The organism is Litorivita pollutaquae (genome assembly GCF_003205515.1).
Classification (GTDB): Bacteria; Pseudomonadota; Alphaproteobacteria; order Rhodobacterales; family Rhodobacteraceae; genus Litorivita; species Litorivita pollutaquae.
In genome coordinates this window covers 369,425-386,636 of record NZ_KZ826481.1, presented here as the reverse complement: position 1 = coordinate 386,636, position 17,212 = coordinate 369,425, and the positions used below count along the sequence as shown (strand labels likewise).

The 17,212-nt window shown below is 59.2% G+C and carries 15 protein-coding genes; 9 read left to right on the top strand and 6 right to left on the bottom strand.

The genetic code is table 11. The features are described from left to right. Positions 1-366: 366 nt before the first annotated feature. Positions 367-2,322, bottom strand: a complete 1,956-nt coding sequence (gene thrS / locus DI396_RS01790; RefSeq protein WP_110794428.1) for a threonine--tRNA ligase — start codon at positions 2,320-2,322, stop codon at positions 367-369. Between the two features lie 231 nt (positions 2,323-2,553). On the opposite strand from thrS, the gene DI396_RS01785 reads away from it, so the two are divergent. From DI396_RS01785 to DI396_RS01765, 5 genes are all read left to right on the top strand, one after another. Continuing rightward, positions 2,554-3,819, top strand: a complete 1,266-nt coding sequence (locus DI396_RS01785; RefSeq protein WP_110794828.1) for an MFS transporter — start codon at positions 2,554-2,556, stop codon at positions 3,817-3,819. A gap of 84 nt (positions 3,820-3,903) precedes the next feature. Beyond that, entirely contained in the window at positions 3,904-4,680 is a 777-nt protein-coding gene (locus DI396_RS01780) for an alpha/beta hydrolase (protein ID WP_110794427.1), read from the top strand. Positions 4,681-4,725: 45 nt separating this feature from the next. Continuing rightward, positions 4,726-5,175, top strand: a complete 450-nt coding sequence (locus tag DI396_RS01775) for a VOC family protein (RefSeq protein ID WP_110794426.1) — start codon at positions 4,726-4,728, stop codon at positions 5,173-5,175. Positions 5,176-5,192: 17 nt separating this feature from the next. Continuing rightward, the gene (locus tag DI396_RS01770) at positions 5,193-5,807 is read left to right on the top strand and encodes a hypothetical protein (protein ID WP_110794425.1); all 615 of its coding nucleotides are present in this window, start codon (positions 5,193-5,195) and stop codon (positions 5,805-5,807) included. 167 nt (positions 5,808-5,974) lie between these two features. Next, positions 5,975-6,685 carry an alpha/beta fold hydrolase gene (locus DI396_RS01765; protein ID WP_110794424.1) on the top strand — a complete coding sequence of 237 codons (711 nt, stop codon included), beginning with the start codon at positions 5,975-5,977 and terminating at the stop codon, positions 6,683-6,685. Between the two features lie 201 nt (positions 6,686-6,886). Here DI396_RS01765 and phaZ read toward each other — a convergent pair whose 3' ends face one another. Then, a complete protein-coding gene (phaZ, locus tag DI396_RS01760; RefSeq protein WP_110794423.1) occupies positions 6,887-8,167 on the bottom strand; it encodes a polyhydroxyalkanoate depolymerase in 1,281 nt (426 codons plus the stop codon). A gap of 111 nt (positions 8,168-8,278) precedes the next feature. Here phaZ and DI396_RS01755 point away from each other — a divergent pair, with 111 nt between their 5' ends. The 4 genes from DI396_RS01755 (at position 8,279) to DI396_RS01740 (ending at position 12,364) form a co-directional block, all read left to right on the top strand. Further along, positions 8,279-10,072, top strand: coding sequence for a PHA/PHB synthase family protein (locus DI396_RS01755; protein WP_110794422.1), 1,794 nt, complete (start codon positions 8,279-8,281; stop codon positions 10,070-10,072). A gap of 140 nt (positions 10,073-10,212) precedes the next feature. Beyond that, a complete protein-coding gene (locus DI396_RS01750) occupies positions 10,213-10,656 on the top strand; it encodes a phasin family protein (RefSeq protein ID WP_110794827.1) in 444 nt (147 codons plus the stop codon). Positions 10,657-10,807: 151 nt separating this feature from the next. Then, positions 10,808-11,386 (top strand): polyhydroxyalkanoate synthesis repressor PhaR, encoded by a 579-nt coding sequence (gene phaR, locus DI396_RS01745; RefSeq protein ID WP_110794826.1) that lies wholly within the window; start codon positions 10,808-10,810, stop codon positions 11,384-11,386. A gap of 6 nt (positions 11,387-11,392) precedes the next feature. Next, on the top strand, positions 11,393-12,364 hold the full coding sequence (locus tag DI396_RS01740) for a LysR family transcriptional regulator (RefSeq protein ID WP_110794421.1): 972 nt from the start codon (positions 11,393-11,395) through the stop codon (positions 12,362-12,364). 53 nt (positions 12,365-12,417) lie between these two features. On the opposite strand, the gene DI396_RS01735 is transcribed toward DI396_RS01740, so the two are convergent. The 4 genes from DI396_RS01735 to DI396_RS01720 all read right to left on the bottom strand — a co-directional run bounded on the left by DI396_RS01735 (position 12,418) and on the right by DI396_RS01720 (position 17,167). Beyond that, positions 12,418-13,650 carry a DegT/DnrJ/EryC1/StrS family aminotransferase gene (locus DI396_RS01735; protein ID WP_110794420.1) on the bottom strand — a complete coding sequence of 411 codons (1,233 nt, stop codon included), beginning with the start codon at positions 13,648-13,650 and terminating at the stop codon, positions 12,418-12,420. 157 nt (positions 13,651-13,807) lie between these two features. After that, positions 13,808-15,127: an NAD(P)/FAD-dependent oxidoreductase gene (locus tag DI396_RS01730; RefSeq protein WP_110794419.1), complete on the bottom strand. Its 1,320-nt coding sequence runs from the start codon at positions 15,125-15,127 to the stop codon at positions 13,808-13,810. Next, positions 15,124-16,482, bottom strand: a complete 1,359-nt coding sequence (locus DI396_RS01725; RefSeq protein WP_110794418.1) for a glutamine synthetase family protein — start codon at positions 16,480-16,482, stop codon at positions 15,124-15,126. Before DI396_RS01725 ends, DI396_RS01730 begins: the two co-directional genes overlap by 4 nt. Next, positions 16,475-17,167, bottom strand: a complete 693-nt coding sequence (locus tag DI396_RS01720) for a type 1 glutamine amidotransferase (RefSeq protein WP_110794417.1) — start codon at positions 17,165-17,167, stop codon at positions 16,475-16,477. The genes DI396_RS01725 and DI396_RS01720 overlap by 8 nt, the downstream gene beginning before the upstream one ends. Positions 17,168-17,212: the final 45 nt, after the last annotated feature.

The window sequence follows — 17,212 nt, the reverse complement described above, 5'->3', positions numbered from 1 at the left end:
CTGTTTAAGCCTCTTTGATTGTGCTGCTTGATTTGAGGTGCGCGATGAAACGCGCCGCGCGCGTGCTGACGGCTTCTAATTGAGGGTCATAGGCGGGGTGAGTGGGGCACGGTACTGCGGCGGGCGGGGTACCACTAGGCCGCTGACCCCACATGCAACAGAGCGGCCAGCAGGGGGCGATCCGCAGTCGTCGTTCCCCCCGAAAATCGGGCACCGGCCTTTGCGGCAATATATTTCGGCGCATCCGATATATTGGCAATACCCAACAATGTGACGCTTGTTGGCGTCAGGTTCGCCGTGGCGCCAAGATTTTTCGTATTGAGCGTGGTCACAAGGCAGAGCGCCAAACGCGCCCTGCCTCACGGGTTATTGCGTCGCCTGATCGGGAGCAATGGCCTCAAGGCTCAGTGCATCGACCGTGGCGTCGAGCGGTGCCACCGAGGTTTGCTTTTCGCCCAACCGCCGGACGGTCACGGTGCGTTCCTCGACCTCGCGCGCGCCGACGGCCAAAATCACCGGCACTTTGGCAAGGCTGTGTTCGCGGACCTTATAGTTGATCTTCTCGTTGCGGATATCGGCCTCGACCCGCAAACCTTTGGCGCGCAATGCCGCGACGACCTCTTGCACATACTCATCAGCCTCGGAAATGATCGACGCGACGACGACCTGACGCGGCGCGAGCCAGAAGGGCAGGCGGCCGGCATGGCTTTCGATCAAAATTCCGATGAACCGCTCAAACGAGCCAAGCACCGCGCGGTGCAACATGACGGGGCGGTGTTTTGCGCCGTCTTGCCCGATATAGGTCGCATCCAGCCGTTCGGGCAGGTTGGGGTCAACCTGTAGCGTGCCACATTGCCAGTCGCGGCCAATCGCATCGGTGAGGGTGAACTCCAGCTTTGGCCCGTAAAATGCGCCTTCGCCTTCTTGAAGCTCGAAATCATAACCCGCCGCTTTACAGGCATCGCCGAGCGCCGCCTCGACACGGTCCCAGCTTTCTTCGGAACCGATGCGTTTTTCGGGGCGGGTCGACAGTTTGATTGTCCAATCCTCAAAGCCCAGATCGGCATAGATGCCGGCCAGAAATTCGATGAATTTCTTGGTTTCATATTCGATCTGCGCATCGGTGCAGAAAATATGCGCGTCATCTTGGGTAAATCCGCGCACCCGCATGATCCCGTGCAAGGCGCCCGACGGCTCATAGCGGTTGCACGAACCAAATTCGGCCATGCGCAAAGGCAGATCGCGGTAGGATTTCAAACCTTGATTGAACACTTGCACATGGCAGGGGCAGTTCATTGGCTTCAGCGCATTGATGGTTTTTTCGCGGGCGTGTTCCTCATCCACTTCGACGATGAACATGTTCTCTTGGTAGTTGTCCCAATGGCCCGAGGCTTCCCACAACTTGCGGTTCACCACCTGCGGCGTGTTCACCTCGACATAGCCGTCGGCGTCTTGTTTGCGGCGCATGTAATCTTGCAGCAATGTGTAGATGCGCCACCCGTTCGGATGCCAGAAAATCTGCCCCGGGGCTTCTTCTTGCATGTGGAAAAGATCCATCTCGCGGCCCAACTTGCGGTGGTCGCGTTTGGCGGCCTCTTCGAGCATGGTCAAATGCGCCTTGAGGTCTTTGCGATCCTTGAACCCCACGCCATAGATCCGTTGCAGCATTGCGCGGTCGCTGTCGCCGCGCCAATAGGCACCGGCCACCGACATCAATTTGAACCCGTCGGCGGGCAATTGGCCGGTGTGTTGCAAATGCGGCCCGCGGCAAAGGTCCTGCCAGTCGCCATGCCAATACATCCGGATCGGTTGGCCGTCGTCGGGGATCATTCCGACCAATTCGACCTTATACGGCTCGCCGGTTTTTTCGTAATGGGCGATGGCGTCGCTGCGGCTCCAGACCTCGGTGCGGACCGGATCGCGGGCATTGATGATCTCGCGCATCTTGGCCTCAATCGCGCCAAGGTCTTCGGGGGTGAATGGCTCTTCGCGGTCAAAATCGTAATACCAGCCGTTTTCGATGACGGGGCCGATGGTGACTTTGACATCGGGCCAAAGCGATTGCACCGCGCGGGCCATGACGTGGGCCAAATCGTGGCGGATCAATTCAAGCGCAGGCGCTTCGTCGGCCATGGTGTTGATGGCGACGCTGGCATCGGCATCAATCGGCCATTGCAGATCATAATGCGCGCCGTTCACGGTCGCGGAAATTGCCTTTTTCGACAGGCTTTTTGAAATGCTTGCGGCGACTTCGGCGGCGGTTACGCCGGCCGGGAATTCGCGTGCATTGCCATCGGGAAAGGTAAGGGAGACTTGGGCCATTTTCGGCACTCCTCGTCGGTTTGGCGCCCACTGAACGCCCGGTTGCGGGTAATATGTCCGCTCTATTTGGCGGCGCGCGCGACCCAAGTCAAGCACCGGCACGGCGCATTGCGCCGCCGTGCCACAGAATGACGCATTCGCGTGACGCATTTCTTTCTCGCTTTGTCAGGGGAATGCCATAAGTATTGCCGCAGCCCGCGCGATCTGCTGCGCCATTCGGAGCCTGCCGTCATGCCTGACACCCTTCAGATCGCCACCTTCGAGCGCATCACCGGCAAGCCGCAAAAGACCCCGGATGCGGGCGAGGCGCGCAATGGGTTGCGCCATGTTGCGGCTTTGGCGATGACCAAACTTTCGGATGGGCTTATTGATCCCAAATTGGTGCTCAGCTGGCTTTTGACGACGCTCGGGGCCCCCGCGCTCTATGCCGGCGCCTTGGTGCCCATTCGCGAGGCCGGGGCGCTGTTGCCGCAATTGTTTCTTGCCGACCGGTTGGAGCGCATGGCGCTGCGCAAACGAATGTGGGTCGCCGGATCGGTGATCCAGGGGCTTGCGGCGTTGATGATCGCACTGGCGGGGATGACTTTGACCGGCGCGGCAGCGGGGCTTGCGATCTGCGCGGCCTTGGCGGTCTTGGCCTTGGCGCGCGCCGCCAGCTCGGTTGCCTATAAGGAGGTGCTGGGCAAAACGGTCGCGCAATCGCGGCGCGGCGCGGTGACCGGCATGGCCGGATCGTTGGCATCGGCGCTGATCTTTGTGTTCGCGGTGTTGATGATCCTTGGCGCACTGCAAGGGCGGGCAGCGATCATTGCGGCCGTCGCTTTGGCGGGGGGGCTTTGGCTTTCTGCGGCGTTGACGTTTTGGCGGATTGAGGAAGCACCAAGCCAATCATCCGCGCCTCAGGGGCTGCGCTTTTGGTCGGTGTTGGGGGAAAGTGCCCCGTTGCGCCGTTACATCATGGTGCGCGGGTTGCTGGTGTCGACGGCGCTTGCGCCGCCCTATTTGGTGGTTCTGGCGCAACAGGCCGGCGCCGCAGGCTTGTCGCGGCTCGGCGTTATGGTTCTCGCCTCTGCGGCTGCGGCATTCTTATCTTCCTATGTCTGGGGGCGCTTGGCCGACCGTTCGGCGCGCTGGGTCTTGATGCTGTCCGGTGTGGCGGGGGGCGCGGCGCTTGTTGCTGCGCTTGGTCTTGATCTTGTGGGGCTGGCGGGGGAAGCCTTGTTGATGCCTCTGGCGCTGTTTGCGCTGATGATCGCCTATCACGGTGTGCGGCAGGGGCGGTCGGTTTATCTTGTGGATATGGCACCCGAAGGCAAACGCGGGCGCTATGGCGCGGTGGCCAATACCGCCATTGGCACAATTCTTCTGGGCGCCGGCGCGATCGGTGGCGGTGTGTCCTTGATCGGGACGCAAGCCGTGGTCGCGGTTTTCGCGGTGATGGCTTTTGCCGGTGGGGCGCTTGCCTTGACACTCGACGAGGTGGGCCGCGCCGAATAGGACAAAAGGGTCTTTCCTCATGCGGTGCTTTGCGGCAGTTTGCACGCCAATACACCGCGATAAATTCCCCGCAGGAGAGAGCCGATGACCCATCCCGCCCCGCAATTCTTCGATGGTCCCAAAGGCCGCCGGCTTGCCTATCACCAGACCAAAGGCACATCGGCGGCGCCCGGCGTGGTTTTTCTCGGCGGGTTCAAATCCGATATGGGCGGCACCAAGGCCGTGCATTTACAGGAATGGGCCGAACGCACTGGGCGTGATTTTCTGCGCTTTGATTATTCCGGTCACGGCGAAAGCGGCGAGGCCTTTGAGGACGGTGCAATCGGGGATTGGGCCGAGGATGCGCAGGCCATTATCGAGGGCGTCACAACCGGCCGGCAAATTCTTGTCGGATCGTCGATGGGCGGATGGATGTCTTTGCTCATGTGCAAACGCATCGCGCCGCGCATTGCGGGTCTTGTCACCGTGGCCGCCGCGCCGGATTTTACCGAAGACAGTATGTGGGCCGGATTTGACTCGGCGCAGCGTGCGGCGTTGCAGCGCGACGGGCGCGTGGCGCTGCCGTCGGAATATGGCGACCCCTATGTTATCACCAAGCGGTTGATCGAAGACGGGCGCAACCATTTGGTGTTGCGCGATCCCCTTGTCTTGCCGTTTCCGGTGCGGATGTTGCAAGGTACGGCGGACGAGGACGTGGACCAATCCGTTGCCTTGCGTCTTTTGGAGCATGTGGAGGGGACAGACATTCGCTTGACCCTTGTCAAAGGCGCGGATCACCGGTTCTCGGATCCGGAGTGTCTGGCTTTGATCGAAGCCTCGGTGAACAAGGTGACGGCGCGGGTGACGCGCGCCGCCGGTTGAAGGACCCGTAACGCCAGACAGGAGACGGAAATGAGCAAAGCCGCCATGGAACAACGCATATCATTGATCACCCTCGGGGTGCGTGATCCCGCTGCTGCTGCGGCTTTTTATGACGCGATGGGATGGCAACGTGCCGAAATCCCCGACGGGGTCGTGGCCTATGACCTGATCGGCGCGACCTTGGGGCTTTATCCGTTGGAGATGCTGGCCAAAGATATCGGTGTGCCGGTGGATATGCTTGGCCACGGCGCCGCGACTTATGGCTATAACGTGCGCGGCCGCGACGATGTCGCTCCGGTTCTGGCTGCGGCCGAAGCTGCAGGGGGCAAGGTGCTCAAACCCGCGCATGATGTTTTCTGGGGCGGCCATGTCGGGTATTTCGCCGATCCCGAAGGCCATATTTGGGAGGTGGCGCATAACCCGTTCTCGCCCTTGTCGGCGGAGGGCGCGTTCCGGTGGAACGGATACGGCGACGCCGAAGCGCCGGCTGGATGAGACGCAAACCGGCCAGCATGCGCGGCCTTGAAACTCTCGGCCGCGTGCGCTTGTCGAAACATTTTTACCTGCGCGATTTTTTGCACTCAGAGATCGGCAGCTATTACGGCATTCCCAATATACCCGAGACCCCCGATTTGGTGATCGAGGTGGGGGAACAGTTTTGCCAAACCCTGCTTGATCCATTGGAGGACACCTTTGGACGTATCGCGATCCGGTCAGGTTATCGCGCGCCTGCGCTGAATGCCTTTGGCAATGAGAATGGCCTGTCTTGTGCGCGCAATGATCACCCGATGGAATGCCATATCTGGGATCGGGGGCGCGGGGAGGACCGCATCGCAGGGGCTTCCATCGTGATTCCGTGGTTTGCGGATCAATATGATCAAGGCCGCGATTGGCGCGATCTGGCGTGGTGGGTGCATGATCATCTGCCCTATTCCGAAATGCAGTTTTTCCCCAAACTGGCGGCGTTTAATTTGATTTGGCGCCCCACGCCGCGCCGCGCGATCCACTCCTATATCGCGCCCAAGGGGGCCTTGCTGCGAAGCGGGCAGTCACCGCAGGAAGAGGCCGCAACACGCGCCGCGCGCTATAGCGATTTTCCGCCATTGCGCGGCATCGCCTTTCCCTAGGGCGGGGCCTGCGGCAATATCGCGGTTGACGTTGGCGGCGTCTGTGTCAATCTGCGCCGTGGCGCGATGCGATTGGCGCCGCGAAATTTTAGTACCGGACGCGTCTTTTGCGCCGATCATCGCAAACAGGCGCGGGACAGCGCTGACAGGGAAGGTGTTGGGGCGATATGAACGAACCTCTTGTTTTTATTCCGGGAATGCTCTGCGATGCGCGGCTGTTCGGGCCACAGATCGCCGAATTGAGTTCTGAATTTGCCGTCATGGTTGCGCCGATTACCCGCGGCGAACGGATCGAAGAGATCGCGTCGGGGCTTTTGGATCAACTGCCGCTTAAATTCGCGTTGGCGGGCCTGTCGATGGGCGGGATCGTGGCGATGGAATTGCTGCGCCGCGCACCGGACCGGATCACGCGGATCGCCTTGATGGATACCAACCCTCTGGCCGAAACCCCGCAATCGGCCACATTATATGAACCGATGATCATCTCGGCCCGCGCTGGGCGTTTCGAAGACGTTATGACCCAAGTCATGCGTCCTGAATATCTGGCGGACGGGCAGCACCGCGAGGAAGTGCTGGAGCTGGCCTATCAAATGGCGCGGGATCTGGGGCCGGAGGTTTTCGTGCGCCAGGTCCGTGCCTTGCAACGGCGCCGCGACCAACAACCGGTGCTGCGCCGCTGTAAGGTGCCGGCGCTGGTTTTGTGCGGAGAATATGACACGCTGACGCCGGTGAAACGGCACAGTTTCATGGCGGAATTGATCCCCTATGCCAAATTGCATGTGGTGGATCGGGCCGGACATTTGCCCACGTTGGAACGCCCCGACGAGACCACGGACGCCCTGCGCACATGGATGAAGCAGCCCTTTGTCTTGCAGTGATCTGCGCCCCAATGAGCGGCGCGCTCACTGACCGTCGGTCGGTGCGCAGTGCGGCCCAAACCGTCGAAACTCTGGCCCGATAGACCCTCGGCATGACAAAGCCGCAGCGGTGAGGCTGCGGCTTTATTTTCATGTGGCATCTTTTGCGTGTGCTGTCTGATCCTGCCTACGCCTGCACCTGCGGGCTGTCTGACAGGGGGCTTAGACGGCTTTAAGTTCTGTCTTGGCGGGGGCGGCTTTGGCCTTGCGCGGTTTGCTATTGGCGTCGATGAAATCAAGCACCAGAGGACGGATGTTGTTGCGCCAGCTCGACCCGGCAAAAATACCGTAATGGCCCGCGCCCGGTTCGACGTGGCTGGCCTTCATATCGTCCGGTAGGCCAGAGCACAGGTCGAGCGCCGCGATACATTGCCCCGGCGCAGAGATGTCATCATTCGCGCCCTCCACGGTTTTGACCGCCACTTGGGTGATTGCTCCCATATCGACCAACTTGCCATCGACGACAAATCGGTTTTTGGCGATGTCGCCATTTTTGAAAATCCGCTCGACGGTCGAAAGGTAAAACTCGGCGGTCATATCCATCACGGCGAGATATTCGTCGTAAAACTTATTGTGGGAATCATGATCCGATGCCTCGGCGCGCATGACGCGGGAAATCTGTTTTTTGAAGGCTTTTGCGTGGTTTTCCATATTCATCGAGATGAAGGAGTTGAGCTGCAAAAGACCGGGGTAGACCTGACGGCCGACGCCTTTGTATTTAAAGCCGACGCGCTGGATCATGAGTTCTTCGAGCTGGCCCATGGTGACGCGATTGCCGAAATCGGTAACCTCGGTGGCATTGGCATCGGGATCAACCGGTCCGCCGATCAAGGTCAACGAGCGCGGTTGTGCATCGGGATCTTCATCCGCCAGATAGGCGGTCGCAGCCAAGGCCAAGGGCACGGGTTGGCATACGGCGATCACATGGATGTCGGGGCCGAGATGGCGCATGAAATCCACCAGATACAGCGTATAATCCTCGACGTCGAATTTGCCTTCGGAAACGGGGATGTCACGGGCGTTGTGCCAATCCGTCACGTAGAGTTCGCAATCGGGAAGCAAGGATTGCACCGTCGAGCGCAGCAGCGTCGCATAATGGCCAGACATTGGCGCGACCAGCAAAATTTTGCGCGACTGGGGTTTGCGTCCTTGGATGTTGAAATGGATCAAATCGCCAAAGGGGCGCTCGACCACGGTTTCGACCGACACCAGATGGTCCCTGCCATCTTCGCCGGTGAAATGCGGGATGCCCCAATCGGGTTTGACGATCATACGTTCAAAACTGCGCTCGGTGACTTCGCCCCAAGCGGCCATCCATTCCATCGCCGGATTTGGAACCACAGACAGTGCCGGGTAAGACGCCATTGCCTTTGCTGAGGCGCCGAGCCATTGCTGAGTGTTGCGAACTGTCTCCATCAAGTCGTATGATGCCATAAAGCGCATGTTGTTTCTCCTGTACAGGGGGTCAGCCCCTTACAGCAAAGGCGGCGCGCGCACGGGGAGTGCGTACATACGCAATGCTGCATAGCAGCAATTTAGGGGGGATTCGTTAAGATGACAACTACAGAGACGGTTGAAGAGGGCGTTTCCGCAGCGATGGAGGCGAATCTGGCACGAATCGAGGAGCTTTCGCAGCGCCTTGTAAGTGTATTTTCCCAACGAAAACCGGCAAATGAGGCGTTGAATGCCCCGGATCCGGAAATTTTCACCTCGGCGATTGGGGCGTATTGGCACCAAATGGCCCAGGATCCGGCGAAAATATTCGAGCATCAACTCGAATATTGGGGCAAATCGGTCAAACATTACCTTGATGCGCAACAGGCGCTGGCGCGGGGAAAACTCGAACCCCCCAAGGATCGTGGCCCGTCAGACAAACGGTTTTCCAACCCGCTTTGGGATACGCATCCCTATTTCAATTACGTTAAACAGCAATTCATGCTGAACAAAGCAGCAATCGAGCAAGCGGTTGAGGATACCGAGGGGCTGGATGAGACAGAGCGCCGCAAATTGCGCTACTTCGCCCGCCAGATCAGCGACATGATGGCGCCAACCAATTTCCTGGGCACCAATCCCGATGCGTTGCAAAAGGCGGTGGAGACCGAAGGGCAATCTTTGATCGACGGTCTTGAAAACCTCGTGGCAGATCTTGAGGCCAACGGCGGCGAATTTCTGGTCAGATTGTCCGACAACAAGGCGTTTGAATTGGGCCGCAACATCGGTGCGACGCCGGGCAAGGTCGTGTTTCGCAACCGGATGATGGAGTTGATCCAATATACGCCGACCACAGACGAGGTGCATGCCACGCCGTTGATCATTTTTCCGCCCTGGATCAACAAATTTTATATCATGGACCTTAAGGCACAAAACAGCCTGATCAAATGGATCGTCGATCAAGGCTACACGCTGTTTGTGGTCTCATGGGTGAACCCCGACGCCGCCTACCGCGATGTCGGTATGGAAGACTATGTCGAGGATGGCTATCTGGCGGCGCTGCGCGAGGTGAAACAGATCACCGGCCAGAAGCAGGTCAATGTGGTCGGCTATTGCATCGCCGGCACGACGCTCAGCTTGACGCTAGCGCTGCTGAAGGCGCGCGGCGACACCTCGATCAAATCCGCGACCTTCTTTACCGCGCTGACCGATTTCTCGGAGCAGGGCGAATTCACGCCTTTCTTGCAAAACGATTTCATTGACGGGATCGAGGTGGAGGTTGATCGAATCGGCGTGTTGCGCAGCTTTATCATGGCGCGCACCTTTAGCTTCCTGCGCTCCAATGATTTGATCTACACCCCCGCGATCCGAAGCTACATGTTGGGCGAAACTCCGCCGGCGTTCGATTTGCTTTATTGGAACGGGGATGGTGCCAACCTTCCGGCGAAAATGGCCAAGCAATATCTGCGCGGCCTGTGCCAACGCAACGAATTTGCCGACGGCGGGTTCGACCTGCTTGGCGAGCGATTGCACCTGAGCGATGTTGATGTGCCGCTTTTTGCCGTCACCTGCGAGAACGACCATATCGCCGCGTGGAAAGATTGCTATCGCGGTGTGCAGCAAATGGGCTCAAAGAATAAGACCTTTGTGGTTTCGGAAGCGGGCCATGTCGCCGGCATCATCAATCCTCCGACCAAAGACAAATATGGCCACTATACAAACGACGATTTGAGCGGCACCGCGCAGGAATGGCAAGCCGCCGCGCGGCTCAACACGGGATCGTGGTGGCCACGGTGGGAACGCTGGCTCAAGAAGCGTTCGGGTAAGATGGTTCCGGCCCGCACGCCGGGTGATTCGACCCATCCGGTGCTTTGCGATGCCCCTGGGGAGTATGTGAGCGCCGTGCCAAAGGTCTGATTTTCCATACCTTTCCGAATTGTTCGCCGCAGCGCAGCGAAATCACTTGATTTGCTGCGCTGCGGCATGTATATTCTATGCAAGCGCAGAAATTGGGGTTCTCCCAACGGATGCACCAAGCGAAGCAAAGGATTTGCACAATGGCTAAGACACAAGATTTCACAACGATGTTCAAAGACATGATGGGCGCGTTCCCGGTTGATATGTCTTCCATGGATGATGCGTTCAAAACCCAAGCCGGTCTGAGCGAGAAGCTCTCGGCTGTTGCACTCGAAGCGGCGGATAAATCCACAGCTTTGTCGACCAAATGGACCCAGGATTATCTGGCGAAATTGCAAACCATGACCAAAGCCAAGGCAGACCCTGCCGATTACGCCAAATCGATGACCGATTTTGCGTCGGCCACTGCCGAAACAGCTGCTGAAAACATGGCTGCTTTCGCCGAGATCGCCAAGAAAGTCCAAGTGGACACAATGGAATTGATGATGGCTGCTGGAAAAGACATGACCGACGAAGCATCGGCTGTTGTTCAAAAGGCGACCAAAGACGCGACTGCTGCTGCCAAAAAAGCGACCGCGAAATAAACCATTCACGGCATGCGATCTGCGCCGGTTTTCTCCTCCTCCCTAACCGACGTATATCCCTAAGAGCGAGCCCCGCACGGCTCGCTCTTTCTTTTTGTAAAACTGTGGCCTAAGCTGCGGTGCAGCAATGCTCAATGGGGGAGGGATGCCCATGACCGACAATACAAAACACCTGCTTATCAAACGCTACGCAAGCCGCCGTTTGTATAACACCGAGACCAGCGATTACGTCACGCTTGAAGATATCGCGGGGTTTATCCGTGCGGGGCGGGATGTGCAGATTGTTGATCTGAAATCGGGTGATGATCTGACGCGGCAATATCTGTTGCAAATCATCGCCGAACACGAAAGCCGCGGCGAAAGCGTTTTGCCGCTTGGCGTGCTCAATGATCTGGTGCGCAGCTATACCTCGCAAGCCGGCTCCATCGTGCCCGATTTTCTGCAAGCTTCCTTCGAAATGCTCAATGGCGGGCAATCCAAATTGATGGAGAATATGTCGTCGATGAACCCGATGGCAAAACTGCCGGGTTTCGAAGCATTGCAAGCCCAACAGGCTGCCTTTTTGAAGGCGATGACCGGCGGCGGGGTGCAATGGCCCTCGGGACCGGCGGAGGACGGACCAACCGACGCGCCACAAACAGCCGCGCCAGCGAAGGGCGATGAGGATCTGGACCAGATCAAACAACAGTTGGCCGCGCTTCAAGAGCAGCTGTCGAAAATGGGCAAGTAACGCCCGATGGTCACGTCTGCGGGCCGGATCACGCTTTGGGGTATCGAGGTTTTTGTCGCTGCCGCAGAGGAACGCTCAATTTCAGCCGCCGCGCGGCGGTTGGGGGCGAGCGCCTCTGCGGTCTCGCAACAATTGACCAACCTCGAAGGCGCGATCGGGTCTAGCCTGATGAATCGCACCGCGCGCCCCGCCACTTTGACGCCGGCGGGGGAAAAGTTTTTGCGCCGCGCTCATCTTATCCTCAATGAAGCCGAACAAGCACGCGCCGAACTGGCCGGTGTGGATCTTGGTCCGGTGACGCGTTTGCGCCTCGGCGTGGTCGAAGATCTCGAAGTGGATGTCACGCCGCGATTGTTGACGGCCATGGCCGACACCATGACCGGATGTCAGTTTTTGCTCGAAACCGGTGCCAGCCACGCATTGTATGGTCAATTGGATGCGCGGGCTCTTGATGTGATTGTCACCGCCGAAATGGGCGCGAGCGCCGAATGGACCGAAGTTCACCCGTTGTTGCGCGAGGGCTTTGTCGTTGCCGCACCCAAAGGGGCCATTGATCCCGCAGGCCATATTTTGAAGCAGCTCCAAGCTTTGCCTCTGGTGCATTACACCACCCGGCATCACATGGGGCGATTGATCCAAAGCCACCTGTCGCGGCAAAACCTGACGCTGGCGCATCGGTTCGAATTGGACAGCTATCACGCTATTCTTGCATTGGTCGGGCAGGGGGCCGGATGGACGATCTTGACGCCGATGGCCTTGATGCGGGCACAGCGGTTTGCGCCATTGCTGGATGTGCTCGAATTGCCTTTCGCACCGCTGTCGCGGACGATCTCCCTGACGGCGCGTCGCGGGGTTTTGGGGGAAATGCCCCGCGAGATCGCCTCGACCCTGCGGCCGCTGTTGCAAGGGGCGGTGGTTGATCCGGCGCTTGAGCTCTTCCCGTTCATGGCTGGCGCTCTTGAGGTTCTAGAAGCCTAACCCAGATGAAAAGCCGCCGGTGCGGGGCTTTCTATCCTCGCCGACCGGCGGTTTCAGGTGCCGTAAGCGCGGGTGTCGCCCATGACATCTGCGGCGGCCGCGACCAAAGTTCCGGCAATCAGATCCAAATCGGCACGTGTCAATCGCGCCGGCAGGCGGGTGTCGCAGGCCTTCATCAACATCGCGCGGGTTTGTGGCAACGCGGGCAGCTCGCCGGTGATGAATTGCCAGTTCCAAAAGGCGCGGGCGTTGTCGGTGCTCAATCCAAACACCTGAACCTTGACCCCGCGCGCTGCGGCAGCATCGGCATAGGCGCGGGTTTCATCGGCGTTGAGGCCCACAAGGTTAAACTGGATGCTGTCCGGTGCCCGCTCTTCCGGGTCAAGCTTTTCGGGCACCTCAAGCCAAGGCGAGGCGTTCAGCAATGCGGCGACATAATCATGGTTGCGCCGCCCGTCGCGGACACGGCGGGGCACCTCATTGAGTTGCGGGCGCACCATTGCCGCCGACATATTGCCAAGCCGCAGGTTATAAAGCGGCAATTGGTTTTGGTGGCGGGCGAATGCGGTTTCAAGATCGGCGGTGTTCTCGCCGTGCGGAGCTTTGTGCTTGCGCCAGTTATGCTCATAGGCGCCGGACATGATGACCGCGCGGGCCAGGATGTCAGGGTCATCAGTGATCATGATGCCGCCCTCGCCAGCGTTCAGCAATTTGTAGGATTGAAACGAGAAGCAGCCGATTTTACCAATCGTGCCGATGTTTTTACCGTGCCATGTGGTGCCCAAAGAATGTGCCGCATCCTCAACAACCGGAATGCCGCGTGTGTTGCACAGAGCCATTATGGCATCCATATCCGAGGTGTGCCCGCGCATGTGGCTGATGATCACGGCTTGGATGCCGCCATGTGTCGGGTCATCGAGAAGCGCCTCAAAGGTCTTGATATCAATGCGGTAATTGTCGCCCACTTCGCAAAGAACCGGATGGCAATCGGCATGGACCACCGCCGAAGGCACGGCGGCAAAGGTGAAGGCAGGGATCAGGACCCGCGCGCCGCGCGGCAGGTCGAGCGCCTTGAGCGACAAGAACAAGGCCGCCGAGCAGGACGAGACTGCAAGCGCATATTTGGCACCCAGCATGCCGGCAAACTCGCGCTCCAAAAGGGCGACAGGGGCATCTTCAGGCGCAGTATAGCGAAACAGATCCCCTGATTGCAAAAGGCGCTCGATCTCGGCGCGGGCTGCTTCGGGGATTGGTTCGGCGTCGTAGACATTTGGCGGTAGGGTCATGGCGACTTTCGGCTTTCCTGAAGTGCTGTTTCGCCTTTTCTAAACGACAGGCCGCCATTTCCCAAGCAATTTCGCATGTCTTCGCAGGGGATTCCGCCATGGGTGTGCTGCCAAGCGGGACAACCGATCGTGGCCCGCAGCATATTGTCGTCTCCGCCTACATCCCGATCCGGTCGCGCAAGGCAAACCAACTCATCGCCAAGGCCAGAAGTGGCGCGCGCATTCCTCCGGCGCCGGGGAACACCGGGGCTGGGACGGCAGCCATGGCATCGAAGCCCGCAGAGTGCCCGGTGATGACATCGGCCATCAATTTGCCTGCATGGGTCGCGGTGCCGACCCCATGGCCGGAATATCCCGATGCGGTTAAGACACCCGGCGCGAGCCGCGCCAGGTAGGGCATGCGCTTGCGCGTGATCGCCAATGTGCCGCCCCACGCATAGTCGATCTTCACATCGCGCAGATGTGGGAAAATCTGTGTCATCGGCTTGCGCACCACGGCGGCGATATCGCGCGGAAACCGGTAGCCATAGCTTTCGCCGCCGCCGAACAACAGACGTTTGTCGTGGCTGAGCCGAAAGTAATTGACCACGAATTTACTGTCAGCCACGGCGATATCTTTGGTCAGAACCCGGACCGCCTGATCCCCCAATGGTTCGGTCGCGGCGATGAAGTTGTTGATCGGCATGACGCGGGCGGCGGTTTTTTGATCCAGCGTGCCGAGGTAGCCGTTGCAAGCAAGGATCAGATGATCCGCGACCACGCGGCCATGGCCGGTTTTGACGGTGATGGGGTGCGCGTTGGAGCCGGACCCGCGCTCCCATCCATGCACCTCGGTGCCCTCATGGATCACCGCCCCCGCCGTCATCGCCGCACGGCCTAATCCAAGGGCATATGCCAGCGGATGCAAATGCCCCGCGCCCATATCAAGCATCCCGCCGTGATAGGCGGGGGAGGGGCACAGACCGCGCATGGCGTCGGCGTCCATTGTGGTGATGTGATCATACCCATAGCGCTCGGCCAGCAGCGCCGCATAGTCATGCATATGGGCCATGTCGCGGGCGTTCATGGCAGTCCACGCCACGCCGGGCTTATAGTGGCATTCAATATCATGTTTTGATATCAGACCTTTAACGAGATCCTTGGCCTCTTCGCCCATCTGCCAAAGCGTGCTTGCGGCATCCGTGCCTATGAGCTTTTCCAGATCGTCTTGATACATACGCTGCCCGGAACCAAGCTGCCCGCCGTTGCGCCCGGAGGCGCCAAATCCGATGCGTTGGGCTTCCAGCACCCGCACGGAATATCCCGCCTCGGCCAGATGCAGCGCCGCCGACAGCCCGGTATATCCGCCGCCAACCACGCAGACGTCTGCGCGCGCTTCGCCTTTGAGCGGCGGGCAGGGGGCAAGCGTATCGACCGTGGCGGCATACCAGCTGGCGGGATATGTCCCGCGACGGTCATTGGCATAAAGCAGGTTCATACGTTCAACAGAAGGTGCTCGCGCTCCCACGGCGAGATCACTTGCAAAAATTCGGTATATTCGGCGCGTTTAACGATGGAATAGACGCGGGCAAAATCCGCTCCCAAAACCTCATGCAGCTTTGGCGCATCCTCAAACAGATCCAGAGCATCGCCCATCACAGAGGGAATATCGCCCTCGCCCTCATAGGCATCGCCTTTGAATTGCCGGTCGGGACGCTTTTCTTCGATCAATCCCAGATATCCGCAGGCCAAGGAGGCCGCGATGCCGAGATAGGGGTTGCAATCCATCCCTGCGATGCGGTTTTCGACCCGCCGCGAGGCGGGGTCGGAGAGCGGCACGCGAATGCCGGTCGTGCGGTTGTCACGGCCCCATTCAAGGTTGATTGGCGCGGCGTGGTCTTTGACGTAGCGCCGGTAGCTGTTCACATAAGGCGCCTGCACCGCAATGGCTGAGGGTAGGTGATTTTGCAGCCCTGCGATAAAGTGGAAAAACGCATCCGTCTCACCGCCCTGCGGGCCGGAAAACAGGTTCTGCCCCGTTGCGATATCAATCACCGAATGGTGGATGTGCATGGCGCTGCCGGGTTCGTCTGCGATGGGTTTGGCCATGAAGGTGGCAAAACAATCGTGGCGCAACGCGGCCTCGCGGATCAACCGCTTGAAGTAGAACACCTCATCGGCCAATTTCACCGGATCACCGTGGCGCAGATTGATTTCCAATTGTCCCGCGCCGCCCTCTTGGGTGATGCCGTCGATCTCGAACCCCTGCGCTTCTGCAAAATCATAGATGTCGTCGATCACCGGGCCGAATTCATCCACCGCCGTCATCGAATAGGCTTGGCGCGCGGCGGCGGGGCGGCCTGAACGGCCCATCATCGGTTCGATCGATTTGGCCGGATCAATGTTGCGCGCCACGAGGAAAAACTCCATCTCCGGCGCGACCACCGGCTCCCAGCCTTTGGCGCGATAGAGTTCAACCACGCGTTTGAGGACATTGCGCGGCGCATAGGGGATCGGTTTGCCCTTGCGATCATAGGCGTCGTGAATGACCTGCAAGGTGTAATCGCCGGTCCAGGGTGCAGCGGTGCAGGTGTCCATATCAGGGCGCAGGATCATGTCGCGCTCGATAAACCCTTCGGCGCCTGCCGCCTCGCCCCAATCACCGGTGATGGTTTGGTAAAAGATACTGTCGGGCAGGTGAAAATAGTCTTGGCGGGCGAATTTGCTCGCCGGAACGGCCTTGCCGCGCGCAATGCCGGGCAAGTCGGAAATGATACACTCCACCTCGTCCAATCGTTTGCCAGCGAGATAGTCCTGCGCGGCTTCGGGGATTGTGCTCAGCCAGTCAGCCATTTTGGCCTCCTTTTAGGAAAAACTCTGCGATATGCGCGGCAAGGCGCACGCCATCTGTCGGGGCTTGCAGTTTGTCGGTCGCAGCCTCAAGCAGCGGCGCGGGCACGACACCTTTGGCGCGGGTCTCGATCAGGCCACCGACAAAATCGTTGGCGAATTCGGGGTGGGGTTGCACGGTATAGATCGTGTCACCATAGATCAGCGCCGCCGTGCTGCAATGGCCCGAGGTGCAAGCCCCCACTGCGCGTGCGTCGCGGGGCAGGGCGACGACTTGATCCTGATGCCACGCATTGAGCGTCAAAGCCTCGCCCTCGATCAGATATTCGGTCGGCCCGACGGCCCAACCTCCGGCGAATTTCTCGACCCGCCCGCCAAGCGCCTGCGCAATGATCTGATGGCCGAAACATATCCCTACCAATGGGATTTTGGCGGCCCAAATGGCCCGGATCAATTCTTCGAGCGGCGCAATCCACGGGTGTGCTTCATAGACGCCATGCCGCGATCCGGTGATCAACCAACCATCGCAGTCGTGGATGTCGCCGGGCATTTCACCGGCCTCTATATCATAGGTGGTAAAGGTGAAACCGTGCCCTGCAAGCAAGGTTTCAAACATCTGCGGGTAATCCCCCGATGCGCCAATCAGCGCGTCAGGAGCATGGCCGGTTTGCAAAATGCCGATTTTCATGGGGCACCATCGATAGAGGTTGCATTAAAAAATACGCCGCGCCGT